Origin of the sequence: Brevundimonas sp., from assembly GCF_041648055.1 — a bacterium.
In the GTDB taxonomy this organism is placed as follows: Bacteria; Pseudomonadota; Alphaproteobacteria; order Caulobacterales; family Caulobacteraceae; genus Brevundimonas.
Genome location: NZ_JBAZPS010000002.1, coordinates 43,022 through 67,271, shown reverse-complemented (window position 1 = coordinate 67,271; position 24,250 = coordinate 43,022). Strand labels below are relative to the sequence as shown.

General features: G+C 67.8%; 22 protein-coding genes. 4 read left to right on the top strand and 18 right to left on the bottom strand.

The genetic code is table 11. The features are described 5' to 3' along the window. Positions 1-2: 2 nt before the first annotated feature. Complete coding sequence (locus WC585_RS06580; RefSeq protein WP_373256874.1) at positions 3-1,136, top strand: serine hydrolase domain-containing protein; 1,134 nt, start codon at positions 3-5, stop codon at positions 1,134-1,136. Here the strand turns inward: WC585_RS06580 and rarD are convergent. Together rarD and WC585_RS06570 are read right to left on the bottom strand one after the other, a co-directional pair. After that, the gene (gene rarD / locus WC585_RS06575; RefSeq protein WP_373256873.1) at positions 1,121-2,083 is read right to left on the bottom strand and encodes an EamA family transporter RarD; all 963 of its coding nucleotides are present in this window, start codon (positions 2,081-2,083) and stop codon (positions 1,121-1,123) included. The genes WC585_RS06580 and rarD overlap by 16 nt on opposite strands. 4 nt (positions 2,084-2,087) lie before the next feature. After that, positions 2,088-3,134, bottom strand: coding sequence for an aspartate-semialdehyde dehydrogenase (locus WC585_RS06570; protein WP_373256872.1), 1,047 nt, complete (start codon positions 3,132-3,134; stop codon positions 2,088-2,090). A 372-nt stretch (positions 3,135-3,506) separates the two neighbouring features. Here WC585_RS06570 and zapE point away from each other — a divergent pair, with 372 nt between their 5' ends. Both zapE and WC585_RS06560 read left to right on the top strand, forming a co-directional pair. Next, positions 3,507-4,610 carry a cell division protein ZapE gene (gene zapE, locus WC585_RS06565; RefSeq protein WP_373256871.1) on the top strand — a complete coding sequence of 368 codons (1,104 nt, stop codon included), beginning with the start codon at positions 3,507-3,509 and terminating at the stop codon, positions 4,608-4,610. Positions 4,611-4,676: 66 nt separating this feature from the next. After that, positions 4,677-5,198, top strand: a complete 522-nt coding sequence (locus WC585_RS06560) for a hypothetical protein (RefSeq protein WP_373256870.1) — start codon at positions 4,677-4,679, stop codon at positions 5,196-5,198. 7 nt (positions 5,199-5,205) lie between these two features. Here WC585_RS06560 and WC585_RS06555 read toward each other — a convergent pair whose 3' ends face one another. The 12 genes from WC585_RS06555 to WC585_RS06500 form a co-directional block, all read right to left on the bottom strand. Further along, the gene (locus WC585_RS06555; protein ID WP_373256869.1) at positions 5,206-6,480 is read right to left on the bottom strand and encodes a folylpolyglutamate synthase/dihydrofolate synthase family protein; all 1,275 of its coding nucleotides are present in this window, start codon (positions 6,478-6,480) and stop codon (positions 5,206-5,208) included. Positions 6,481-6,490: 10 nt separating this feature from the next. Then, positions 6,491-7,414, bottom strand: a complete 924-nt coding sequence (locus WC585_RS06550) for an acetyl-CoA carboxylase carboxyltransferase subunit beta (protein ID WP_373257185.1) — start codon at positions 7,412-7,414, stop codon at positions 6,491-6,493. 12 nt (positions 7,415-7,426) lie between these two features. Then, the gene (trpA, locus tag WC585_RS06545) at positions 7,427-8,257 is read right to left on the bottom strand and encodes a tryptophan synthase subunit alpha (protein ID WP_373256868.1); all 831 of its coding nucleotides are present in this window, start codon (positions 8,255-8,257) and stop codon (positions 7,427-7,429) included. Then, positions 8,254-8,676: a hypothetical protein gene (locus WC585_RS06540; RefSeq protein ID WP_373256867.1), complete on the bottom strand. Its 423-nt coding sequence runs from the start codon at positions 8,674-8,676 to the stop codon at positions 8,254-8,256. Before WC585_RS06540 ends, trpA begins: the two co-directional genes overlap by 4 nt. Next, entirely contained in the window at positions 8,673-9,125 is a 453-nt protein-coding gene (locus WC585_RS06535; protein WP_373256866.1) for a hypothetical protein, read from the bottom strand. Before WC585_RS06535 ends, WC585_RS06540 begins: the two co-directional genes overlap by 4 nt. 4 nt (positions 9,126-9,129) lie before the next feature. After that, the gene (gene trpB, locus WC585_RS06530) at positions 9,130-10,314 is read right to left on the bottom strand and encodes a tryptophan synthase subunit beta (protein ID WP_373257184.1); all 1,185 of its coding nucleotides are present in this window, start codon (positions 10,312-10,314) and stop codon (positions 9,130-9,132) included. A gap of 62 nt (positions 10,315-10,376) precedes the next feature. Beyond that, a complete protein-coding gene (locus WC585_RS06525) occupies positions 10,377-11,015 on the bottom strand; it encodes a phosphoribosylanthranilate isomerase (RefSeq protein WP_373256865.1) in 639 nt (212 codons plus the stop codon). Continuing rightward, complete coding sequence (locus WC585_RS06520; protein WP_373256864.1) at positions 11,012-11,425, bottom strand: type II toxin-antitoxin system VapC family toxin; 414 nt, start codon at positions 11,423-11,425, stop codon at positions 11,012-11,014. The genes WC585_RS06525 and WC585_RS06520 overlap by 4 nt, the downstream gene beginning before the upstream one ends. After that, positions 11,422-11,670: a type II toxin-antitoxin system Phd/YefM family antitoxin gene (locus WC585_RS06515; protein WP_373256863.1), complete on the bottom strand. Its 249-nt coding sequence runs from the start codon at positions 11,668-11,670 to the stop codon at positions 11,422-11,424. Before WC585_RS06515 ends, WC585_RS06520 begins: the two co-directional genes overlap by 4 nt. 36 nt (positions 11,671-11,706) lie before the next feature. Next, positions 11,707-12,921, bottom strand: a complete 1,215-nt coding sequence (locus tag WC585_RS06510; protein WP_373256862.1) for an NAD(P)/FAD-dependent oxidoreductase — start codon at positions 12,919-12,921, stop codon at positions 11,707-11,709. 52 nt (positions 12,922-12,973) lie between these two features. Beyond that, positions 12,974-13,663, bottom strand: a complete 690-nt coding sequence (locus WC585_RS06505; protein WP_373257183.1) for a pseudouridine synthase — start codon at positions 13,661-13,663, stop codon at positions 12,974-12,976. Positions 13,664-13,743: 80 nt separating this feature from the next. Continuing rightward, positions 13,744-14,646, bottom strand: a complete 903-nt coding sequence (locus tag WC585_RS06500) for a class I SAM-dependent methyltransferase (protein WP_373256861.1) — start codon at positions 14,644-14,646, stop codon at positions 13,744-13,746. Positions 14,647-14,719: 73 nt separating this feature from the next. Between WC585_RS06500 and recQ the strand changes: the two genes are divergently transcribed. Continuing rightward, positions 14,720-16,597, top strand: a complete 1,878-nt coding sequence (gene recQ, locus WC585_RS06495) for a DNA helicase RecQ (protein WP_373256860.1) — start codon at positions 14,720-14,722, stop codon at positions 16,595-16,597. On the opposite strand, the gene trxA is transcribed toward recQ, so the two are convergent. The 4 genes from trxA to murU all read right to left on the bottom strand — a co-directional run bounded on the left by trxA (position 16,594) and on the right by murU (position 24,245). Beyond that, positions 16,594-16,932: a thioredoxin gene (gene trxA / locus WC585_RS06490; protein ID WP_373256859.1), complete on the bottom strand. Its 339-nt coding sequence runs from the start codon at positions 16,930-16,932 to the stop codon at positions 16,594-16,596. The genes recQ and trxA overlap by 4 nt on opposite strands. A gap of 109 nt (positions 16,933-17,041) precedes the next feature. Further along, positions 17,042-20,485, bottom strand: a complete 3,444-nt coding sequence (addA, locus tag WC585_RS06485; RefSeq protein WP_373256858.1) for a double-strand break repair helicase AddA — start codon at positions 20,483-20,485, stop codon at positions 17,042-17,044. After that, positions 20,482-23,553 carry a double-strand break repair protein AddB gene (gene addB / locus WC585_RS06480; protein WP_373256857.1) on the bottom strand — a complete coding sequence of 1,024 codons (3,072 nt, stop codon included), beginning with the start codon at positions 23,551-23,553 and terminating at the stop codon, positions 20,482-20,484. Before addB ends, addA begins: the two co-directional genes overlap by 4 nt. Next, entirely contained in the window at positions 23,550-24,245 is a 696-nt protein-coding gene (murU, locus tag WC585_RS06475; RefSeq protein ID WP_373257182.1) for an N-acetylmuramate alpha-1-phosphate uridylyltransferase MurU, read from the bottom strand. The genes addB and murU overlap by 4 nt, the downstream gene beginning before the upstream one ends. Positions 24,246-24,250: the final 5 nt, after the last annotated feature.

Genomic DNA, 24,250 nt, shown 5'->3' with positions numbered 1-24,250 from the left:
CCATGACCGACCTGCCTGAAATCCAGGGCCTGTGCCCGCCGCGTTTCGATGCCGTGAAGGACGCCTTCGCCGCCAACTTCACCGATGCGCCCGAGGGGCTGAATGAACAGGGCGCGCGGTTCAGCGTCTGCATCGACGGGGAGATGGTCGTCGATCTGATGGGTGGCTGGGCCGACGCGGCGCGGACGGTGCCGTTCGGCGAGCGGACGCTGACGCCCGTCTTCTCGACCGGCAAGGCCGTGATGGCGACCCTGATCGCCACCTGCGTCGAGCGCGGCCTGCTGGACTATGACGCGCCGGTCTCGCGCTACTGGCCCGCCTTCGGCCAGAACGGCAAGGACGCCATCACCGTCGCCCAGATGATGAGCCATCAGTCGGGCCTGCCCGGCTTTTCGGAGACGGTCGATCCGACCATCTGGTTCGACCGGCAGGCGGTGCTGGATCAGCTCTGCGGCCAGGCCCCCATGTGGCCGCCGGGCACGGCCAGCGGCTATCATCCCATCACCATCGGCTATCTGGCGGGCGAGCTGTTCCGCATCGTGGACGGGCGAACCATGGGCACGGCCCTGCGTCAGGACTTTTCCGGCCTGGACCTGTGGATCGGCCTGCCCGAGGCCGAGCACGGGCGGGTGGCCCAGATGCGCAAGCCAGCCTCGGCACCCGACCTGGGTGTCATCGACGCGGTCAAACGTGCGGCCTTTCTGGACAAGGGCTCGGCCCCCGGCGGGCGGGGCTCGACCGAATGGCGGACCATGGAGATTCCGTCGGCCAATATGCACGCCACCGCCGCCGATCTGGCGCGATTCATGAGCGTGCTGACGACGGGCGTGCTGGACGGGCGGACGGTTCTGTCACCCGACACCCTGAACCAGTTGCGCCGCGAGCGGATTGCCGGGCTGGATCGGGTCGTGCCCTTCGACGTCAGCTGGGCGGCGGGGATCATGCGCAACGAGCGGCTGAACATCTTCGGCCCCAATCCCGAAACCCTGGGACACTGTGGCTGGGGTGGCAGCTGCGCCTTCGCCGATCCGGGCGGGAGGATCTCGGCGGCCTATGTCATGACCCGCCAGTCGCCGCACCTGCTGGGCGACCCCCGGGCGACGCGGTTGATCGAAGCGTTCTACGCTTCGCGCTGACGGCTCCGGTCCTCGGCGGGGTCGTCCAGCAGGCCGGGCTCGGGGGCGACGACGACGGACCTGCGCCGCGACCGGACGGCCGCGATGGCGAAGACAACCGCCCCGGCCCAGATGAAGCCGAACGATATGGCCCGCAGCAGGCCGAAGGGCTCACCCTGGCTGACCCCGATGACGAAGACGATGGTCGGGGCCAGGAACTGCAGGAAGCCCATGGTCGACAGGGGCATGCGCCGCGCGGCCCAGGCGAACAGCACCATGGGCACCACGGTGATCGGCCCGGCGGCCAGCAGCCACAGGGTCGCCGCCGTCGACTGGCCGAAATGGCCCTGACCCTGGGAGGCGATCCACAGCACCCAGGCCAGGCCGGGCCCGGCCAGCAGCAGGCATTCCAGGAACAGGCCGCTCTGAGCGTCGACGGACACCCGCTTGCGGATCACCCCATAGGCACAGAAGGTCGTGGCCAGCAGCAGCGATACCCAGGGCAGATGCCCCAGGGCCACGGCCTGAAGCACCACCCCGCACCCGGCCAGGGCGATGGCGACCAGGCCGGTGCGCGAAATCTTCTCGCGGAACAGCCAGGCCCCCGCCGCCATATTGAGCAAGGGGTTGAGGTAGTAGCCCAGGCTGGCATCCAGCGTCCGGCCGTTGTTCACGGCGATGACATAGGTGGTCCAGTTCACCGCGATCAGCGTCGTCGACAGGGCGATCCAGCCCATGACGCGCGGCGAGCGCAGGGCCTGCATGACCTGCCCGCCCTGACGCACCACCAGCACCAGCGCCCCGGCCCACAGCACCGCCCAGGCGGTGCGGTGCGCCATGATCTCGAAGGCATCGGCCCCGGCCCGGTCCATCGCCTGGAACACCAGGGGGATGAAGCCCCAGATGGCATAGCAGGCGACGCCCGCGATCAGGGCCTTGCGATCCTCCCCGGCCGGGGCGGTGGTCACGGCCTCAGACCGTGATGGTGCGATAGCCCGAGGACGGCTTGATCATGCCGGTCTCGTCCAGCAGCTGGGCGATCTGGACGGCATTCAGCGCCGCGCCCTTGCGCAGGTTGTCGCCCACGATCCACAGCATCAGGCCGTTCTCCACCGAGGGGTCCTTGCGGATGCGGCTGACATAGACCGAGTGCTCGCCGGCGGCATCGACGGGGGTGATGTAGCCGTCGTGCTCCTGCTTATCGACCACCTGGATGCCGGGCGCGTCACGCAGGATAGCGCGGGCCTCGTCCGGGGTGATCGGCTTGTCGAACTCCAGCGCCACCGCCTCGGAGTGGCCGACGAAGACCGGCACGCGCACGCAGGTGACGGTCAGCTTGATGTCGGGATCCAGCATCTTGTGGGTCTCGTCCCACATCTTGGCCTCTTCGTCGGTGAAGCCGTCGTCGCGAAAGGAGCCGATGAAGGGAATGACGTTGAAGGCGATCTGTTTGGGGAACAGCTTGGGCCGCGCGTCGCCCAGACCGTAGATGGCCTTGGTCTGGTTCCACAGCTCATCCATGCCGGCCTTGCCCGCGCCCGACACCGATTGATAGGTCGAGACCACCGCGCGCTTGATCCTGGCCGCGTCATGCAGGGGCTTGAGCGCCACGACCAGCTGGGCCGTCGAGCAATTGGGGTTGGCGATGATGTTCTTCTTGGACGCCAGCTTGATGTCGTCCGGGTTCACCTCCGGCACAATCAGCGGCACGTCCGGGTCCATGCGGAAGGCGGACGAGTTGTCGATGACGATGGGGCCCATCTTGCCGATCTTTTCGGACCAGGCGCGCGAGGCGTCGCCGCCGGCGCTCATCAGGACCAGATCGACCTGCGAGAAATCGAAGCTGTCGATGTCTTCGCATTTGATCGTCTTGTCGCCCCAGGACACCTCGACGCCCTTGGACTTGCGCGAGGCGACGGCGTGCATTTCGGAGACCGGAAATTCCAGTTCTTCGAGGATGTTCAGCATCTCGCGCCCGACGTTGCCGGTAGCGCCCACGATGGCGACCTTGTAGCTCATCTTTGTTGGTCCTTCGGACGCGCTAACGCTCGCCACGCGGTGGCTCGCTGCTTGAGCGCGGAATGTGCGGTGGTAGGAGGTCACTGCATGTAGGCCTTCGCAGGCGCGAAGCAACGGTTTTTGGCTTTAACTCCGTCAAGTTCGCAACGCCATGCCATTCATCGTCCTTATGGCGTTGCTGCTACGGACAATCCGCTCTCATCACTTGCGTCCGATTTTGACGTGCGGCTGCCTTAGGATGTCCCCACGGTCCGTAGCGCGACGGACCTCCCGTCGGTTGGATGGGCCAGACCCGGCGAACGAAGTGGACTGAGTGGACTGAGTGGACTGTATTTTTCTTCCTTCGATGTCGTTGCCTCGGTAATCGGAGCCATGACGTCCCGCATTCGTTCCGCCTATGACATTCGCATCGAGGAAGGGGTCATCGCGCCCGATCCGGCCCAGGCCCCACTGATCGCGGCGATGGAGCGGCTGGAGGAGGATCTGGCCAGGCGCGGCCTGTTCGGCGGACTGCCCGAGGTGCGGGGGCTCTACATCTGGGGGCCGCCGGGGCGGGGCAAGTCCATGCTGATGGACCTGTTCGTCACCTCGACGCCCGAGCCGAAGAAGCTGCGGGCTCACTTCCACGCCTTCATGGCCCGTATCCACGACCTTGTCCGCCAGTGGCGCGAGGGGGATGCCAAGACCCGCAAGGCCGTCTTCGGCACGCACAAGGGCGACGACCCCATCCCGCCGATCGCCGCCCTGATCGCGTCGGAGGCCCGGCTGCTGTGCTTTGACGAGCTGCAGGTCACCGACATCGCGGACGCCATGATCTTGGGGCGGCTGTTCGAGGCTCTGTTCGAGAAAAAGGTGGTGCTGGCCGTCACCTCCAACCGCGCCCCGGACCAGCTGTATCTGAACGGCATCAACCGCCAGCTGTTTGTGCCCTTCATCGAACAGATCGAGGCGCGATGCGAGGTGGTGTCGCTGACTGGCGAGCGCGACTGGCGCCTGCACCGGCTGACAGGCGGCAAGGTCTGGTTCTCGCCGATGGACGAGGCGGCGCGACAGGGGTTCGAAGACCTGTGGTCCGACCTGCGCGGCGGCGAGCCGGAGGAGCCCGCGCACCTGACCGTCTTGGGCCGCGACGTGGTCGTTACGCGTACCGCCGGCAGCATGGCCCGCGCCACCTTCGCCGAGCTGTGTGGCAAGCCGCTGGGCCCGCAGGACTATCTGGCCATCGCCGAGCGCTTCCACACCCTGTTTCTCGAGGATGTGCCCCTGCTCAGCCCCGCCAATCAGCAGGAGGCCCGGCGTCTCGTGACCCTGATCGACGCTCTGTACGAAGCGGGGACGCGACTGGTCACCTTGGCCGCCGCCGCGCCGGAAGCGCTCTATCCCGAGGGCGTCGGTGCCTTTGAGTTCGAGCGCACCGCCTCGCGTCTGAACGAAATGCAGGCGGCCGACTGGATGACGCGCGAGCGTTCGGTCTAGGCTGGCCTTAATTCTGCTGGACCGCGCGGCGCAACTGCCTCGCCTTCCCTCAAGAGAGACCTGCTCATGCGCCTGCCCGCCCTGTTCGCCGCCCTCGCCCTGAGCGCCGCCTTGCCGACCGTGACGCTGGCCCAGACGCCTGCGCCCACCGCCGCGCCAGCCCCCGCCGTCGGCGTCACGGTTGCCGATGCCCGAACCTGGCTGACGGGCCTGGGCGGATCCGTGGGCGAGCCGGAAGCCGTGACCGGGGCCCAGATCCTGCGCGTGGCAGACGAACCCCTGCCCTGGAACCTCACCTTCTACGCCTGCACGGCCCTGTGCGACGACCTGCAGTTCAGCGCCGTCTTCACGGGTCCCCTGACCATCGAGCAAGCCAATCAGTGGAATCTGCAGAGCCGCTATCTGAAGGCCGCCTTCTCTCCGGCCCCGGCGACCGGCGGCAACCCCAGCATCGTGCTGCAGTACGACGTCCTGCTGACCCAGACCGGCCCTGACCAGCTTCAGGAGCCGACCGTGATCTGGCTTCAGCAGTTGCGCGGCTTTGCCCAGATGCTGACGGGCCAGGCTGCAGCGCCGACGCAGCCCTGATCCGCGATCAGTCCGGCCACGTCTCGCGGCTGGCCCCCAAGACCTCGCCTGCGAGATACAGCGAGCCGCAGATGACGACACGCCCGGCCCCCAGGGCCAGGGCGCGCGACAGGGCTTCCTGAGCCGAGGTCATGGGCGTGGCCCCCAGGCCATGACCGCGCGCGACCGCTGCCAGCGCCTCCGGCTCTGCTGCCGCGCCGTCGAAGGGCACGGTGAAGACGTGGGCACCGCTGTCCTTCAGGGCCTCGAAGAAGCCGCCGGCATCCTTGTTGCCCAGCATGCCGACGATCAGGGCCAGGGGACGCGGTGCCCTGGCCTGGCGCTGGGCCAGGGCCTCGGCCAGGGCGCGGGCGGCGTGGGGATTATGCCCGCCGTCCAGCCACAGCTCGGCCTCTGCGGCGCGGGCCATCTCGCCATAGAGGCCAGCCGTCAGCCGCTGCATCCGCGCGGGCCAGCGAACGGATGACAGGCCTTCGACGATGGCGGCCTCCGGCAGATCCAGCTCAAGCGCCACGGCCACGGCCAGCCCGGCATTGTCGATCTGATGCGCGCCGGCGAGTGCGGGCAGCGGCAGGTCCAGAAACCGCTCCTGATCCTGAAACGCCATGCCGCCGCGCTCGGCGAAGGCGTCGAAGTCCGTGCCCATGACCGTCAGGGGGCTGTGAACCGCGTCGGCGGCGACGGCGATGGCGTCCATCGCCTCTTCGGACTGACGACCGATCAGACCGCGCGCGCCAGTCTTGAGGATACCAGCCTTCTCGACCGCGATGCCGCGCAGGGAAGTGCCCAGAAACTCCGCATGGTCCAGATCGACGGGGGTGATGACGCTCAGAAGCGGGCGCGCGATGACATTGGTCGCGTCCAGCACGCCGCCCAGGCCCACCTCGACGATGGCCAGGTCTGCAGGTGTCTCGCTCATGGCGACGAAGGCGGCGGCGGTGGTGCTCTCGAACACCGTGGCTTCGCCTGCCACCCGCTCGATGCGGTCCAGAATAGCGTTCAGCGGGGCGTCCTCGATCAGCTGTCCCGCCAGCCGGATGCGCTCGTTGAACCGCACCAGATGCGGTGAGGTATAGGTGTGGACCGTTAGCCCGGCCGCCTCGGCGATGGCGCGGATGAAGGCGACGGTCGAGCCCTTGCCGTTGGTCCCGGCCACATGGATCACAGGCGGCAACCGCTCCTGCGGATCACCCAGCGCCGCGCAGAGAAGACGCATCCGGTCCAGCGACAGGTCGATCCGCTGGGGGTGGCGGGCGCGCAGGCGTGCGGAGATGGGGTCCATCGGCGCGCGATCAGGCCGCGCGGCGCTGGCCGTCCATCAGCATCGACAGGATGCGCCCCAGGGTGGCCGGCAGATCGGCGCGGGCCACGACCTTGTCGACCATGCCCTTTTCCTGAAGATATTCGGCGCGCTGGAAACCCGGCGGCAGTTTCTCGCGGATGGTGGCCTCGATCACGCGCGGACCGGCAAAGCCGATCAGGGCACCCGGCTCGGCCAGATGGACGTCACCCAGCATGGCATAGCTGGCGGTCACGCCCCCGGTGGTCGGGTCGGTCAGCACGACGACGAAGGGCAGTTTGACCGCCTTCAGTTCCTGGATGGCCAGGGTGGTGCGGGCCATCTGCATCAGGCTGAGCGCGCCCTCCTGCATGCGCGCTCCGCCGGCGGCGGTGTAGCAGACCAGCGGCACGCCGCGCTTCACGGCCTCGCGTGCGGCGGCGATGAAGGCCTCGCCTGCGGCCATGCCCAGAGAGCCGCCCATGAAGGTGAAGTCCTGAACGATCACCACGGCGGGCGTGCCGTCCAGGGTGCCGAAGCCGATAGCCATCGTGTCCTTGCGGCCCGCCGCCTTGCGCGCGGCCGCCAGACGATCCTTGTAGGGCTTGCCGTCCGAGAACTTCAGCGGGTCCTCGGGCACGTCGGGGGTGTCGATGGAGACGTATTTGCCGTCGTCAAAGGTGGCGGCCAGGCGGGTCGGGGCGTCGATGCGCATATGACGGCCGGACGGCGTAACCCACAGGCTGGCCTCCAGGTCCGGGCGGTACAGCATCTCGCCGCTGTCCGGGTCCTTGACCCACAGATTGTCGGGCGTCGCGTCGCGCCGGTTGACGATCTTGCGCACGCCTGGGGCAAACCGCGACAGCCAGCCGCCGCGCTTCTCGGCGGGTTTGGCGTCAGGCTTCACGGTGGGGGCAGCGGGTTTGGTCTTGTCGATCATGGCGCGGCTTTAGACGGTTTCCGGCGTCCGCGCACCCCTGACCGCATCGGCCAGCTGGCGGACCTTGGCCAGAACGCGCCGGGCGGCGGGTTCGTTCGCCTCGAGCGCGGCCGCGACCTCGTCGACGAGGACGGACCCGGCCACGACGGCATCGGCGACGCGGGCGATCTCGGCGGCGCGCTCGGGCGTCTTGACGCCGAAGCCGACGGCGACGGGCAGGCCAGAGGCCTTGCGGACACGCTCGACGGCCGGAGCCACCGACAGAGCCTGGGCTTCCTTGACCCCGGTCACACCTGCGACCGAGACATAGTAGACGAAGCCGGAGGTCCGCTCGGCGATGATCTTCAGCCGCGCGTCGTCTGATGTCGGCGTGGCAAGACGGATCAGCGAGATATGGGCCGCATCCAGCGCATCGCTGAGCGGTGCAGCCTCTTCCGGAGGGCAGTCCACGACGATGATCCCGTCCACGCCACTGGACGCCGCGTCGCTTGCGAACGCCTCATAGCCGTAGGATTCTATCGGGTTCAGATAACCCATCAGGATCACGGGCGTGTCCGCATCGCCCTGGCGAAAGGCGGCAGCCAGATCAAGCGTACCCTTCAGCGTAAGGCCTGCCTTCAATCCACGCAGGGCCGCGCGCTGGATCGGCGGCCCTTCGGCCATCGGATCGCTGAACGGAAAGCCCAGCTCGATGATGTCGGCCCCGGCGGCAGGCAGGCCACGCAGGATATCCAGCGCCTGGTCGCGCGTAGGATCGCCGGCCATGACATAAGCGACGAAGCCGGCCCGGCCCTCGGCCTTCAACGCGGCGAAGCGGGCATCGATACGGGCAGTCGTCATTGGGCGGCCGAACCATTTGGCGTCTGGCAGGCTTGGCCGGGCTCGATCATCAAACCGATGTAGGCTGGAATACCCCCCGCTGGCTGGGGATGCTGTCGGAAGTCCCAAAACCCGGCGACAGTCAGGCGTTCACAGCCTCCTGCGGCGTCAGGCTTCTGAAACAGTATGATGTTGGCCTGTCCGCCTGCGGGAGACCAGCCGGCAAGCCGGACCTGCTGTAGTTGGGCATTGAACTGGTCAGCCGCCTGTTCGATCGGAAAGGTGATGCATTGCATCGCCTCGTTTCCCCGGCTCACGACATCCCGCATGCCACCGCAGTCGGGGGCGGGCGTCGTTCCCGGAACGAAGGGCAAGGGACTGGTCGCGGGCGGCGTTTGGGAGGCCAGAGCGAGGGCGAAAGCAGCGACGATGAAGCTCATTGTGGTGGCGCGCTTTCAACAGGTGCGGTCGAACAGATGTCGCCAGGGATGGTGGCGAAGGCCAGATAGGCAGGCGCTCCGGGAGCGGGAACCCGGCTTTCGTCCGTAAAAGCCCTCATCTGGAACGCGTCGCATCCGCCGCCTTCGCGACGACGCACATAGACGATCAGATTCTCATCACCTGCGCCGACCAGCCAACCCTGTTGTGCGAAATCGCTCGTATAGGCGTCGGCGACCGCCTGCATCCCGGCTTGCGTCGAGGCGACACAGAAGGCGATGCGCGCCAGTTCGGCCAATCCACCGCATGTGGGGTCGGCGGTCGTGCCCGCCACATTGGGAAGCTCCACGTTCAGGGCCGGGCGAGTGGCGCTGTCAGTGTCCGGAGCGGCCTGCGAGGGAACAGGTGACGATAGGGCGGCCGTGACCGCGGCGATTGCCAGAATACTCATGCACTCAGATCTCCACACCCAGATGGGCCGCGACGGCAAAGATATCCTTGTCGCCACGCCCGCACATGTTCAGCACGACATCGCCGCCCTTGCCAACTTCGCTGGCGATCTCGCCGATGCGCGCCAGGGCATGGCTGGGCTCCAGAGCAGGGATGATCCCCTCCAGCCGGGCGCACAGCTGGAAGGCTTCGAGCGCTTCGGCATCCGTCGTGGCGCGGTATTCGGCGCGGCCGATGTCTTTCAGCCAGGCGTGCTCCGGCCCGATGCCAGGATAGTCGAGACCCGCCGAAATCGAATGCCCTTCCAGAATCTGGCCATCGTCATCCTGAAGCAGGTATGTGCGGTTGCCGTGCAGCACACCGGGGCGACCGCCCTGCAGCGACGCCGCATGGTCCGGGCCGTCGAGACCGCGCCCGGCCGCCTCGATGCCAATCAACCGAACCTCGGCATCGTCGATGAAGGGATGAAACAGGCCGATGGCATTCGAACCGCCGCCGATGGCCGCGACGCAGGCGTCAGGCAGCTTGCCCTTGCGGGCCAGCATGGCGGCGCGGGTTTCCTTGCCGATCACGCTCTGGAAATCACGGACCATGGCCGGATAGGGGTGCGGACCCGCCGCCGTGCCGATCAGGTAATAGGTGTCCTCGACATTGGTGACCCAGTCGCGCATCGCCTCGTTCATGGCGTCCTTCAAGGTCGCACGACCGACCGTGACCGGCACCACCTCGGCCCCCAGCAGCTTCATGCGGAAGACGTTGGGCATCTGACGCTCGACGTCGGTCGCACCCATGTAGACCACGCATTTCAGGCCGAAGCGGGCGCAGACCGTCGCGGTCGCTACACCATGCTGGCCCGCGCCTGTTTCTGCGATGATCCGCGTCTTGCCCATCCGCATGGCCAGCAGGATCTGGCCCATGCAGTTGTTGATCTTGTGTGCGCCCGTGTGGTTCAGCTCGTCGCGCTTGAACCAGATGTTGGCCGCGCCGTAGTGCTCCGTCAGCCGCTCTGCCAGATACAGCGGGCTGGGCCGGCCGACATAGTCGGTCAGGAAGCCGTCCAGCTCGGCCTGGAACGACGGGTCTGCCTTGGCCGCCTCATAGGCCGCCGTCAGCTCGTGCACGAGCGGCATCAGGGTCTCGGCCACGAACCGCCCGCCATAGGGGCCGAACCGGCCCTCGGCGTCGGGCATGGCGTACTCATTGGGGATGATGGCGTTCACGGGCGCAGCTTTCACGCAAGGGGGCGTCGGAATTACGACCGGCGCACGGCGTCCAGAAACGCCGCGATCCGGGCGCTGTCCTTAACACCCGGCGCGCTTTCGACGCCAGAGGACACGTCCAGCATCGGTGCGCCGCTGATCGCCGCAGCCTGGGCCGCATTCTGCGGGTTCAATCCGCCCGCCAGAAACCACGGATGGCGATAGGTTCGCCCCTGCATCATCGTCCAGTCAAACCGGGCACCGACCCCGCCGGGCAGATCGGACCCCTCGGGCGGCCGGGCATCGAACATCAGGTGATCGGCGACGTCTCCCCAGGTGTCAGCAGATTGCAGGTCAGCTGGGGTCGAGACCGGCAGCGCCTTGATGATCCCCGCCCCGGTCAGGCGACGCGCCTCGACCGCCCGCTCAGGCGTCTCCGACCCGTGCAGCTGGATCAAATCCGGCTTCAGGATCAGGGCGATCTCGGTCAGCAGGGCGTCGTCGGCATCCACCGTCACCGCCACGATTTTCACCCGCCCCCTCGCCCGCTCGAAAAGGGTGGCGGCATGCAGGGGGTCGATATGGCGGGGACTTTTCGGGAAGACGACGGCTCCGACGAAGGCTGCGCCATGGTCAAGCGCAGCGTTCAGGGTGTCGGGTGTAGTCAGGCCACAGATCTTGACGTGGGTCATAGGTCCACAACGTCCATACCTTCGGCGACCGCCGCGTCCTTCATGTCCCGATCGACTGTCGCCAACGCCAGTCCAGCGTGACGCGCAATGGCCAGATGCAGGGCGTCGGGTGCACGAAGACGTTGGTGCATCCGCATCAGCGTGCGGGCCTCCTGAAATCGCTCGCGCGGAACCTCAAGGACGATCCCTCCCGCAGCCCATCGGTCGAATGCAAGCTCGGCGATGTTGCGTTCTCGTTCGCTCAGTGTCCGAGCGCGCACGAGGTGTGAAAGGGCCGATGTGAATTCTGTCAGCGTCCATTCGCTCAGGGCGACAGACGGCTGGGTGGCCGCCCAGTTTCGGCTGGTTGTCGCGTGTATGTCGTCGATGAAGAAGGAGACGATGACGCTGGTATCAAGATAGGTCCTCAATACCGATATCCCCGTCGCATTTCGGCGACACATGCGGCGGTATCGACAGGACCGGACGCGGGCTTGATGCGATTGGCGTCGAGCCATTCCAGATCGAGTTTGAAATCCGTCTGTGGCTTGGACTCCGGCTCAAGCCGAGCGATCGGCTTTCCGCGACGGGTGATCACCACATCCTCCCCTGCCAGCATACGGTCCAGAAGCTTGGGCAGGTTGTTCTTGGCCTCGGCGACGGAATAATGGGTCATGCATAGAATATAGCCATCTGGATGGCCATCGTCCACCTAGGAACGGTACAGGTCCGCGTCCGGATCCCTCGTCCCCCTCACCGCCGCACCGACGACCTGCGACGCGATCACCGAATAGGTGATACCGTTGCCGCCGAAGCCCATGACGGCCCAGGTGTGGTCCATGTCGGGCACCGGGCCGATCGACGGCAGGCCGGTCGCGCTCTCGCCGAACGCCCCGGCCCAGCTGTAGTCGATCTCGAATTCGAGTTCGGGAAGAAGCCGCCTCAGCTTGGCGGAGATGGTCTCGCACTTCCGCTTCAGCTTGGCCTGATCCTCATGCGCATCGGGCGAGGCTTCGTCTTCGCCGCCGATGATCAGTCGCCCGTCGCCGCCCATGCGGAAATACAGATACGGATCTGACGCCTCCCAGACCAGGGCATCGCGCAGCCAGGTCGGGCACGCCGTGCGCGGTTTCGTCGCCAGAGCCCAGGTCGAGATGATCTCCGCCCCCGGGGTTGGAACGCCTTCAGGAAACTCATAGCCACAGCAGAACACCACCGATTTTGCCCGCACGGCATGACCGGCGTCGGTCAGCAGCGTCACGCCCTCCGGATCGCTCGCGGCCTGCATGACCTCCACCGGAGAATAGACCTTGGCCCCCTTCGCCTGGGCGCGGCGCAGCAGGCCTGCCGCCAGACGGGCAGGGTCGGCCCCGGCCGAGCCGCTGCTGAACAGGGCTCCGGTGCGATCGATGCCGAAGCGTTCGCGCAGGTCGGCAGGCTTCAGATAGGCGCTGTCCAGCCCGATCTCGGCGCGGGCCTGCGCCTCGGCCTCCAGCGCCCGGTGCCCGTATTCATCGCCCGCCAGATACAGCGACGACTTGTCCTTCAGGCCGCAGACGATCCGCTCCTCGGCCACGGTCCGCTTCAGGGCGGCGACCGCGCTGAATGACCGCAGATAGGCCCGGCGCGCCTTTTCGGCCCCGATCTTGTCGGTCAGGGCCGTGAGCGGAAGGTCGATCTCCCACTGCAGCATGGCGGTCGAGGCCATGGTCGATCCGGTCAGCGGCGGACGACGATCCAGCACGGCGACGGAATGATCGCGGCTCAGCTCATGCGCCATGAAGGCCCCACTGATGCCTGCGCCGACGATGGCGACATCGACGGAGATGGCCGCCTTCAAGGGATGCGCGGGGACGCCCAGGCCCGGGCTGTCCGCCCAGAGCGGTTGGCTGGTTCGCAAATCCCGCTTGTGTGTCGCGCCGCTCATGTCCGTCGTCTCCAGGGCGCAGGCTAAAGCGGCGACAAGCCTTGCGGTTCCGTCAGGCGAAGATCAGCGCGATCTCGTCCGGCGTCATCAGCCGCCACTGACCGGGCTCCAGGTCGTCCGGCAGGCTGAGGCCCCCGATCCGCTCGCGGTGCAGGGCCTCGACGTGATTGCCGACCGCCGCGAACATCCGACGCACCATGTGATAGCGGCCTTCCGTCACCGTCAGTCGCGCTTCGGTGGGAGACAGCACCTCCAGAACGGCGGGTGACAGGGGCTTGTCCTCGCCCTCCAGCACCAGACCGCCCGCCTCGAAAACCGCCTGTTCTGTACCCACCAGCGGTCGGGCCAGGGTGGCGCGGTAAACCTTGGCCACATGGCGTTTGGGCGAAATCACCCGGTGCAGCAGGTCGCCGTCGTCGGTCAGCAGCAGCAAACCTGTCGTCTGCTTGTCCAGCCGCCCGATGGTCGAAATGGCCGGGTCTCGCCTGCGCCAACGGTCCGGCAGGACGTCATAGACCAGCGCCCCGTCCTCCTTGCGCGAACAGGTCATGCCCAGCGGCTTGTGCAGCATCATGACCAGGCCGGCGGGCGGGTCCAGCGGACGGCCATCCACCTGCATCCGCATCGGCAGGTCGGGGGTGACCGGGATGCGCTTGGACACATCGGTCAGTTCGACCCCGTCCAGCACGATGCCGCCCGCCCGACCCAGCCGCGCCATCTCGGTGCGCGAGCCATAGCCCATCGAGCCCAGCAGCTTGTCCACTCGGCTTGTGGGGACTTTCTTGTTTGCCCTATCGCCCGTCGGGCTACTCGAGGGCAGGGTCACTTCACCGCCTCGAACAGCTTGTAGCCGCCCGCATCGGCGACCAGCCGCACGCGCTTGAAGGCGGCGTTCAGCTCGGCCTCATAGGGCAGGTGCCGGTTGGCGACGCACCACAGGACACTGCCCTTGCCCAGCAGTTCGGCCGCCTTTCGGATGAAGGCCTGACCCAGACGGCGATCCTCGGCTCCACCGTCGTGGAAGGGCGGGTTCATGACCACGAAATCCAGATCGCCCGCGGCGTCCAGCGTGCGAACGTCGGCCCAGTCGATGGTGACGCGGGCGTCCTCGACATTGCGCCGCGCCGCCTCGACCGCGCGCCGGTCCAGATCGACCATATGCAAAGCTGTCACGGCGGGCGATTTCAGCACGACGGTGCTCAACGCCCCGTAGCCGCAGCCCAGGTCCGCCCCGCGCCCCTTCATCGGCGGCAGGCGCTGGGCCAGCGACAGCGATCCGGCATCGATCCGGTCCCAGGCAAAGACCCCGGGCTGGGACCAGGCATCCAGTCCCTCGACCAGACGCGGAGCGCCTGCGAAAATCGCCTCATCCAGGCCTGTCGCCGTCTCGGGCGCGGTGACGACACAGCGGCGATGGTGGGCCTTGGCCGTCTCACCCACGGTGACGCCAAGAGCCTCCAGCTCCTTCTTCAGGCGCGAGCCGCCCTTGTCCTTGGCGGCCATGACGTCCAGCCGTCCACCGGGCTTCAGCGCCCGCAGCGCCAGGGCCAGGGTATAGCGCCGCTCCAGTACGCCGGGCGGGGCATAAATCATGATGTCATCGACCGAACCGGGCGCGACGTCTTCCAGCGAGGTCGAACCGGGGATCAGGGGCGAGACCTGGATCGCGCTACCGGGCGGATCGAAGACGGCGGGCGGGCGGCCATAGAGGAGGGTACTGGTCATCTGCGGCTCCTTATCCGCTTTCAAGCCATAGGCGAAGCTGGCGAGCCCGGAACAAATCCGGCACAAGGCCCCGATGCTGGCCGACTCAGTCCTGAATGCCCCCCCGCCGACCCTGGACGACGCCCGTGCGACCCTGGAGCGGGTCTGGGGCCATGGCGATTTTCGTGGCCTGCAGTCCCAGGTGGTCACGGAGATTCTGGGGGGCCGAAACGTGCTGGCCGTCCTGCCCACGGGTGGGGGCAAGTCGGTCTGCTATCAGATACCGGCCATTCTGCGCCCCGGCCTTGGGCTGGTCGTCTCGCCCCTGATCGCCCTGATGACCGATCAGGTCGAGGCGCTGAAACAGCAGGGGGTGGCGGCGGCGCGGCTGGACTCGGGCGTTTCCATGGACGACCGGTCCGAAATTTGGCGGCAGGCGCGGGCGGGCGAGCTCGATCTGCTCTATGTCTCGCCCGAGGGACTGGCCCAGCCGCATCTGATCGATCGGCTGCGGGATCTGCCGCTGTCCCTCATTGCCATCGATGAGGCTCACTGTGTCTCGCAATGGGGACATGACTTCCGGCCCGACTATCGCGGTCTGGGGCGGTTGGCCGAGATTTTCCCGGATGTGCCGCGCATCGCCGTGACCGCCACCGCCGATGCCCGCACGCGCGAGGACATCGTCGCTTCCTTGCGCCTGGACGGGGCGCGGGTGCTCGTCGACAGCTTCGCCCGGCCGAACCTGCAACTGTCCGCCGAGCGCAAGGAAAACGGCTCGCGCGCCAAGGCCGATGCCCATGTGATCGAACTGGTCCGTCAGCGGCGCGGCAAGTTCGGCGTGGTCTATTGCGGCAGCCGAGACGGCTGCGAGCGCGTGGCCGGGGCCCTGCGCGACGCCGGCGTCAATGCCATCGCCTATCATGCGGGCATGGATGCGCGTCAGCGCGACCGGTTGCTGGCGCGCTTCCTGGCCGAGGACGGGGCGGTCATGGTCGCCACCATCGCCTTCGGCATGGGGGTGGACAAGGCGGACGTCCGCTTCGTCATCCACGCCGATCCGCCCGGTTCGCTGGAGGCCTATTGGCAGGAGATCGGGCGCGCGGGCCGCGATGGCGAACCAGCCGAGGGCATCACGCTGTATGGTCCCTCCGACATCGCCTGGACGCTGAAGCGGCTGGAGGGTCGCCCGATGGCCGAGGAGGTTAAGGCGGTCCAGGTGTCAAAGGCCCGCCGCCTCTATGCCATGCTGGACGGAGCCACCTGCCGCCCCCAGGCGGTGCGGCGCTATTTTGGTGAAACCGATGCCCAGGTCTGCGGCGTCTGCGACCTGTGTCTCGATCCGCCCGCCGTGTTCGATGCGACGGTCCAGGCGCAGAAGGTCTTGGCGGCGGTCCAGCGTCTGGGCGAACGGTTCGGCAAGACGCGCGTCATCGACCATCTGCTGGGCAAGACGCGGGATGTGCAGGGCTGGGAGACGGCGCTGTCGACCTGGGGCATCGGGGCGGACACCGCCAGTCACACCTGGCGCGACGTGGTCGATCACCTGATGTTCGACGGCCTGCTGGTCGAGGACCCCAACGACGGCAAGCCCCTGATCCGGCTGGGTGAGCCGGAGGCCGTCCGCGCCGTCTATCGTGGCGAGCGGGTCGTGGAGGTCCGCAATGCCCCGGCCCGCGCCTCATCGTCCCCGCGCGAGCGCACCCGCACGGGCCGCAACGCCGCGCTGGAGACGATGGACGCCGACGTCCGCGCCCGGTTCGAGGCCCTGCGCGCCTGGCGCCGTGACCGCGCGGCCGAACAGCGCGTGCCGCCCTATGTCATCTTCCAGGACAAGACCCTGCTGGAAATCGCCATCCGCCAGCCCGGCGATCTGACCGTGCTGGCCGGAATCGCCGGAGTGGGACAGTCCAAGATCGAACGCTACGGGTCGGCGGTGCTGGATCAGCTCAGCCGGATGGCCGAAAGCGCCTAGGCTGCGGTCTGGCCGATGCCGGCCTCGGCCAGCCATTCGACGATCTTGCCCTTGGGCATGGCGCCGACCTTCATCGAGGTCATCTGACCGTCCTTGAAGAGCATAAGGGTCGGGATGCCCTTCACGCCCAGTTTGGACGGGATCATGGGCGAATCGTCGATGTTGACCTTGGCGATCGTCACCTGGCCGGACAGTTCGTCGGCGATCTGCTCCAGGGCCGGGCCGATCTGCTTGCACGGCCCGCACCATTCGGCCCAGAAATCGACCAGCACGGGTGTGCTGGACTTCAGAACGTCAGCGTCGAAGCTGTCGTCGGTGACTTTGACAGTGGCCATGAGAAACGATCCTTCTGACCCGCGCGGCGGGCTGGTTTCATAGCCCTGAATCGGGCCGTTGGCGCGAATGTGGGGACGACAGTCGCGCGGGTCAACGCGCCTTTCCGGCTTAACGCGACAGTGCGGCTTCAAGCAGGGTATCGGGCACCGGCATCAGTCTGGGCCCATCCGTCCAGACCAGGGCGGCTTCGACCGGGCGGACCGGATAAAGCTGTCGCAGGATGGAGACATAAAGCGCCGCCTGAAGCACATAGGCCGGATCGGCGTCTTCGATCCGGTCCGGTGCGGGTCGATTGCTCTTGAAATCGACGACCAGAATGCGGTTCGGCTCGATCACCAGCCGATCCATCCGTCCCGAGATAGGTACGCTATCCACGACGCCGGTCAGGGCCACTTCGGCACGCGAACCCGGCCCGAACACGGGCGCGAACCGGGGATCGTCGAGAACGCCGAAAGCTGCCCCGATCATCTCATGGCGCTGCACCTCGTCGATGTCTCGCTCGCGCGACAGCATGCGCAAGGCCGCTTTTGCGCGGTCGTCAGGCGCGATGTCAGGGAGCCGTTCCAGCAGGCGGTGGATCAGGTCGCCCCGGCGGAACCGGCCCAGCGACACACCCGATTTCGCGAGCGGCGATGGCGCAGCGATGCGCACGGCACCCTCCATCGTCGAAGGCGAGGCGAAACGGGCGGCGGTATCGAGCGCGGGTTCTGTGCTTGCCCAGGCCGGGACCTCGATTGTCTCGGCGACGGCACCGACGCCCACCGCAAGGACGGCCGGATCGACACCGAACCTCTGACGGCCGTCGCCGATGTTGCGCACCTGCGCGCCGAGACGCTCGAAGGTCTCGGTCAGGACCGCCCACCAGCTGCCATCGTCATAGCCCAGCTTCGACCTGCCGCTGCCACGCCCCAGGATCACGATCCGGTCCCGCGCCCGCGTCAGGGCGACGTAAAGCAGTCGCAGCGTCTCGGCATCGACCCGGTCCTGACGCGCCTGACGCGCTTCGCCCGAGGCCTCGCAGTCTTCTTTCTCTGAGCCAGGGCACATCAGCCAGGCCTCGGTTCCGTCCGGTTGTTCCACCGGCATCAATGTCGGCCCCTGCGCCTTGGCCCGCGCCGTGGTGTCAGGCAGGATCACGATCGGTGCCTCAAGCCCCTTGGCCCCGTGCACGGTCATGACACGTACTTCGCCCCGCGCCCCCTCCAGCTCGCGCTTCACCTCGACGTCGGCAGCCTCCAGCAGGGCCAGGCAGGTTTCCAGATCGGTCGCGCCGCGCTGTTCGGCGGCCAGGACCTGGTTCAACGTCTCGTCGATCGCCTCCTCCGCCTCGCGCCCCAACCGGGTCAGGACGCGCGCCCGGCCCGAGACACCTGTCTCGTCCACCCGGTTCAGCAGGGCCGAAAAGAAGGCGAAGGGATCCCGATCGCGGGCCCCGATTGCAAATGCCAGCAGGTCGCGCGCCCGCCGCCATTCCGTGCGCTCGATCGCCCGACGCTGTAACTCCTGCCACAACCTGCGTCGCTTCGGATTCGATCCCGCCAGTTCGTAAAGCCCGTCCTCGTCCACGTCGCAGAACGGGCTGCGCAGGATGCCCGCCAGGCTGAGGTCGTCGTCGGGGAACAGAACGAACCTCGCCATCGCGATCAGGTCGTCAAATACGATATGCGACGACAGCTTCAGCCGGTCCGCCCCTGCCACCGGCACGCCGGCGGATTTCAGGGCGCGGATGATCTCCTCGAACGTCGCGTCGCGGCGGCGGACAAGGATCAGGAAATCGCCGTAGCCGCAGGGGCGAAGTTCCCGTTTAGCCTTGTCCTGCACCGCCACACCGGTCTCGACCTGGCGCTTGATCTCGCGGGCCAGGTCCCCGGCCATCCGCTTGCGCGCGCTCTGGACCGGCTCCTGATCCAGCGGGTCGTCCCAGGCGTCGCGCTCGGGCGGTTTTTCGTCGATGTAGAGCGGCCACAGGTCGATACAGCCGTGATCGCCCGCGCGCATGGCTCTATGAGGCGGGATGGCCGCGATCTCCTGCCCGACCAACGCAGTGGTGCGCGCCGGGCCTTCGAAGACCGCGTCCACGAAGGCCAGAACCTCGGGCGTGGAGCGGAAAGAGGTGGCCAGTTCGACGCCTTCGAAGGCCTGTCCTGCCCCGCGCACCAGACCGTCATACCGCTGCGCCTCCTGCCGCAGCCGCTCGGGCCGTGCGCCCTGGAAGGAATAGATCGACTGCTTCTCGTCGCCGACGGCGAAGACGGTCCGGTCCACATGACCGGCCCCGAAACGCTGCGAGCCTTCGCCCGCAAAGAAGCCTTCGGTCAGGGCCCTCAGGATGTCCCATTGCTCGGGGGCGGTGTCCTGCGCCTCGTCGATCAGGACGTGTTCGATGCCGCCGTCCAGCTTGTACAGAACCCAGGCGGCGCTGGACCGGACAGTCAGCAGTTCGACGGTGCGTGCGACCAGGTCGCCGAAGTCGAGCGCACCCTTCTTTTCCTTGGCCTGGTCATAGAGGGCACCATGCGCCTGGGCCAAGGTCAGGACGTGGACGGTGTCCTCGGCGACGCGAGCCTTGCGCACCTGTCCCAGTGCCGAGACCACCTTGTCCTGCATCGCCGTCAGCCAGTCGCGGGCGTGAGGCCGGGCGCTCTTGGTCGCCATCGACTTGCGCGGCGAACCACCGGTCAGGAAGACGGACGAGACATCGGGGAAGGTCCAGTCGGCCTTCCACATGCGGTCGGCACAGGCCTGATCCGTGACCGAGCCGGTCGCCATCTGTTCGGCGACGGCCAGCCATTCGGCGTGGTCCAGCCAGCGCATGAAGTCGTCGTGGATAGACGCTACGTCGCGGTCTGGATCGGCCCCGACCAGGGCGTGCGGACCGGGGGCCAGTCCCTCGACCACGCGGCGGGTATAGTCGATCAGACGGACGCGATCCTGCTCCACCCGCGCCAGCAGGGCCTCGAAATCGGGCCAGCTCAGCTCGACCGCGAAATGGGCATAGGCCCGGCCGATCGCGCCGTCTTCGTCCTTCAGGGCCTCACGCGCCAGATCCTCGCGCGCGCCGTGCGACAGAGCCGTCGCGGCCTGATCCTCCAGCACGGTGAAACCCGGCGTGACACCCGCCTCGATCGGAAACCGCCGCAACAGCTTTTCGCAGAAGGCATGCAGGGTCTGGATCTTCAGCCCGCCCGGCGTATCCAGCGCCTTGGCGAACAACTGGCGCGCCTTGGACAGGTCCAGGTCCGACAGCGCCGCCTCATCCCGCCCGTCCAGATCGGCCAGCGAACGGGCCAGCGCCCGGTCATCCATGACCGCCCAAGCCCCCAGACGGTCGAACAGCCGTGCCTGCATCTCTGCTGCGGCGGCCTTGGTGTAGGTGACGCACAGGATTTCACCGGGCTGGACCTCCTCCAGCAGCAATCGCGCTACCCGATCGACCAGGGTCGAGGTCTTGCCCGACCCCGCATTGGCCGTGACGAAGACCGACTGGCGCGGGTCCGCCGCCGCGATCTGATAGGGGTCGGGCAGGATGCGAGTGGAGGCTTCTAGGCTCATGTCTCCCCCTCATCGCCGCCGACGACATGCCATTCCCAGACGCGGGCCAGATGATCGTAGTTGCCGCCGAAATTGCCCATGAACTGAGGCGCGACCCAGCTCAGATAGGGCGTCCGTTCACTGTCGAAGCGCGCCACCCGCGCCTTCAGACCGGCGAGCGCCGCCTGCGACAGATGCGCCGCCTCCGCACCCTCGGCCAGGGTTTTCGCCTCGCCCGGCACCTTGCGGCCCACGACGCGGACATAGGTCAGCTCCTCCGGCTCGACGGGTCCGGAGGTCTTCGACCCGGCTTCGGTCAGGATGGCACCGGTGAGGGTCAGCTGGGGCGAGAAACCCGTCTTCAGCTGTTTGGCCGACGGAATCTGGCCTGTCTTGAAATCCAGAACCGCCGCGCCCGAGCCCGACAGTTCGATCCTGTCGGCCTTGGCCGTCAGGGTAAAGGGCCCGGCGGGGGCCTCGAACGTCAGGGACAGCGTTTCCTCCACGCGGATGTCGATGCCGCGCGCGCGACGCCGCATCTCGAACCCGGCCAGCCAGCGGGCGGCATTGCGGGCCAGCGGGGCCTCGCGCGCCATGGCCGCGTCCTCGAAGCCGTGATGGGTCAGTTCCTCATGCAGCAGTTTGGAAATCTCGCCCTCGCAATCGTCGGGCAGGACGTCGGGCCAGCTGAGGGTCAGTCGCTCCACCGCCTTGTGTACCGCCTGACCACGCGCGATGGCCTCGGCCGACTGACCGGGCCGGTCGAGTTGACGCAGATTCAGCACATAGCGGGCATACACCGCATAGGGATCGCGCACCCAGCGTTCGACGCCGGTCACCGGCAGCTGGCGCGGGCGGCGCTCGACCGGGGGACGGGGCGCGGGGCGGCGGGCATAGTCCGGCGTAGCGCGGGTCGGAGCATCCAGAGCCCGTGCCTGGTCCAGTCCTACGCACGGACGATGCATCTGCACGGGCGTGGCCTCGGAATCGGCACCGCGAGTCAGCATTTCCAGCCGCCACAGCCAGCGCGACTTGACTGCTGGCTGGCCGCCGCGGCGTTCGGAATGGATTAGGATGGCATCATCGGCGCAGGCCGCCTGGACAAAATCCTGGGCGGTCTGGCCCAGGCGACGCTCGGGCGGCGGCAGGCCCAGGCTCTTGCGCATCGGCCGCGACAGGAAGGGATCGGTCGGGGCGGCATTGGGCCAGACGCCCTCCTCCAGCCCGGCCAGGATCATCCGGTCGGCCCGCACCAGCCGTGCCTCGATGGCCCCCAGAATGCGCAGGCGCGGCTGGCTGGCCCCACCCGTCCGCACCGTCTGTTCCGTCAGAAGCGTCGAGACCAGATCGGCCATCTCGGCCGGCGTCACCGGCGGCAGGGCTGCACCACCCTCGATAAGGCTGGACAGCACGGCCGCAGCCGCCTCTCCATCCGGACCGGCCCAGACCTCGGAGCCTGCCAGACTTTCGATCAGGCGGGTCAGAGCGCGCGCCGCCTCGTCCAGCGAGTCGGTCGGCAACAGGGCCTGGCGTGCCCTGCCCGACAGCGACTCCAGTCGATCCAGCAAGTGTCCCGCCATTGCGACATCGGCCCTTGTACGGTCCGAAGGCAGTTGGCCGTCGTCGCGAGGCTGTGTAGCCTTAAGCAAGGCGCGCCGTGCCCCGGCCCAGTCCCGGCGGCGGGGGCCGCGCAGGGCATGACGTTCCAGAGCTGCAACCGCCTGCCCGTAATCGGCGTCGTTCATGTCGATCCGGACCAACGGATGTTTCAGCAGGCCTAGCAGCACATGCGGGTCCAGCGGCTCGGCCATGAACCCCGCCGCCAGATCGACCAGCCGCCCTGCCGCCATCCGCGATAGAGGCTGGCCGGACGAGCTGTCCGCCGTGATCCCCCATCGCTCCAGCCGCGCCTCCACCCGTCGCCCCAGGTCCAGGTCGGGGGTGACCAGGGCACAGGTCTTGCCGGGTTCTTCCAGCGTCTCGCGCATCATCAGGGCGATGGCGGCGGCGGCGTCCTCTTCGGCGCGGACGGTGACGACCGACAGGCCCTCCAGCCCCTCGGCAATGGGGTCGACGGAGCGGACGCTCGCGGCATTGGCCCGAAGATCGCGGATGGTCTCGCGCCAGTCGGCGGTGGCCTGGGCCGGACGCAGGGCCTCGTTGAGCAGGCGCTGACGCGCTCGACCACGCGATGCGGTCTCGGTCGGTTCGGGCGGCTGAAACCACGGGCGGACCTGATCGCGCGCGACCCCGGCACGATCCAGCAGTCGCCAGAGCGCGTTCTGAGGATGCTGTTCGCTGTCCCCCAGCCCGTCCCAGACGCGGGCATCCAGCTCAAAGTCCAGTCCGGGCAGCACCACGCACCCCTGGGGCGCGGCAGCCACGGCGGCCAGCACGTCGGCGGCGGCCGGCGCTGAGCCGGTCGAACCGGCGGCGATCACCGGCTGCTGCGGCGGGCGCTCGGTCCAGGCCGTGGCCAGCAGACGCAGCAGCTTCGCCCGACGCCAGGCCGGATCGACCAGACCCATGGCCTCGAGCCGCCGGGGCCAGGCTTCGACGGCCAGCCCCAGGAACTCGGCCGACGCCTGCCAGTGTTCGGCCAGATCGCCCTCGACCAGGGTGGCGACCCGCGCCATGTCCTCGACCTCCTCCAGCTGGCAGGAATCGAGAAAGCTGCCTAGGGCATCGGCCATCTCCAGCGCCCGCAGAGGCGTCAGGCCGGGCCGGAAATCCTCGACGATCATCCGCGCCATCTCGAACCGGCGCGTCAGGGGGGCGATGGCGGGCGGCAGGTCCAGACCCAGTTCGCCAGGCGCGAACGGCGGCTCGTCCTCCTCCAGATCGCCCAGCGGTGTGACCTGAGGCAGCAGCAGCGACCGCCCCTGCGCCTGACGGGTCAGCGCCAAGGTGAAGGCCCGCGCCGCGCGGCGGTTGGGCAGAAGGATGACCGCGTCAGACAAGGCCTCGGGCGGATGTTCGCCCAGCCAGGCCAGTACCCCCGCCGCCAGATCGTCCAGAAACGGCCGCCGCGCCTCGATGGCGTACCAGCGCGGCGAGGTACCCGAGAAAGGATCGAAAGCCGTGCTCATCCGCCCTGCGCCAGCCGGGCCTCGGCCTCGTCACGGGCCTGGGGATCTCCGACATGCATCCAGTCGCCGTCAAGCACACAGCCGAACAGCCGTTCCGCCTCTGCCGATTTTCGCCAGAAACCGCTGAGCGAAAACGGCCCCTCCGGCCCCTCGGCGACATAGTCGGGCCGGCAGATATGGACGCCCATATAGGCAAACGGCGCAGACGCCGCCTCGCCCCTGAATGTCAGCTGCCCGTCGTCCGCCAGAAAGAAGTCCCCGTCGCCCTCGAAGCCGATGGAGCCCTCACGGCGGGCCAGCAGCAGGGCCGCGTCCATATGCTCAGGGTCCCACAAGCGAGACAGTTCAGACAGGGCTTCGCCCCGGCCCAGCCAGACGCTGTCGATATTGGCTACGAACACCGAGGCGTCGCCCAGCAGGGGTGCGGCCTTCTTCAGCCCGCCGCCCGTCTCCAGAAGCTCGGCCCGCTCATCGGAAATGACGATCTCAGGCCCGCTCCCGCGTGCGGCCAGATGCGCCTCCAGACGGTCGGCGAACCAGTGGACATTGACGACGGCCTTTTCGACGCCGGCGTCCGCCAACCGGTCCAGCACATGGTCGATCAGCGCTCGCCCCCCGAGCTCGACCAGCGCCTTGGGCCGGTCGTCGGTCAGCGGACGCATGCGGGTGCCCAGACCAGCGGCGAGAACCATGGCAG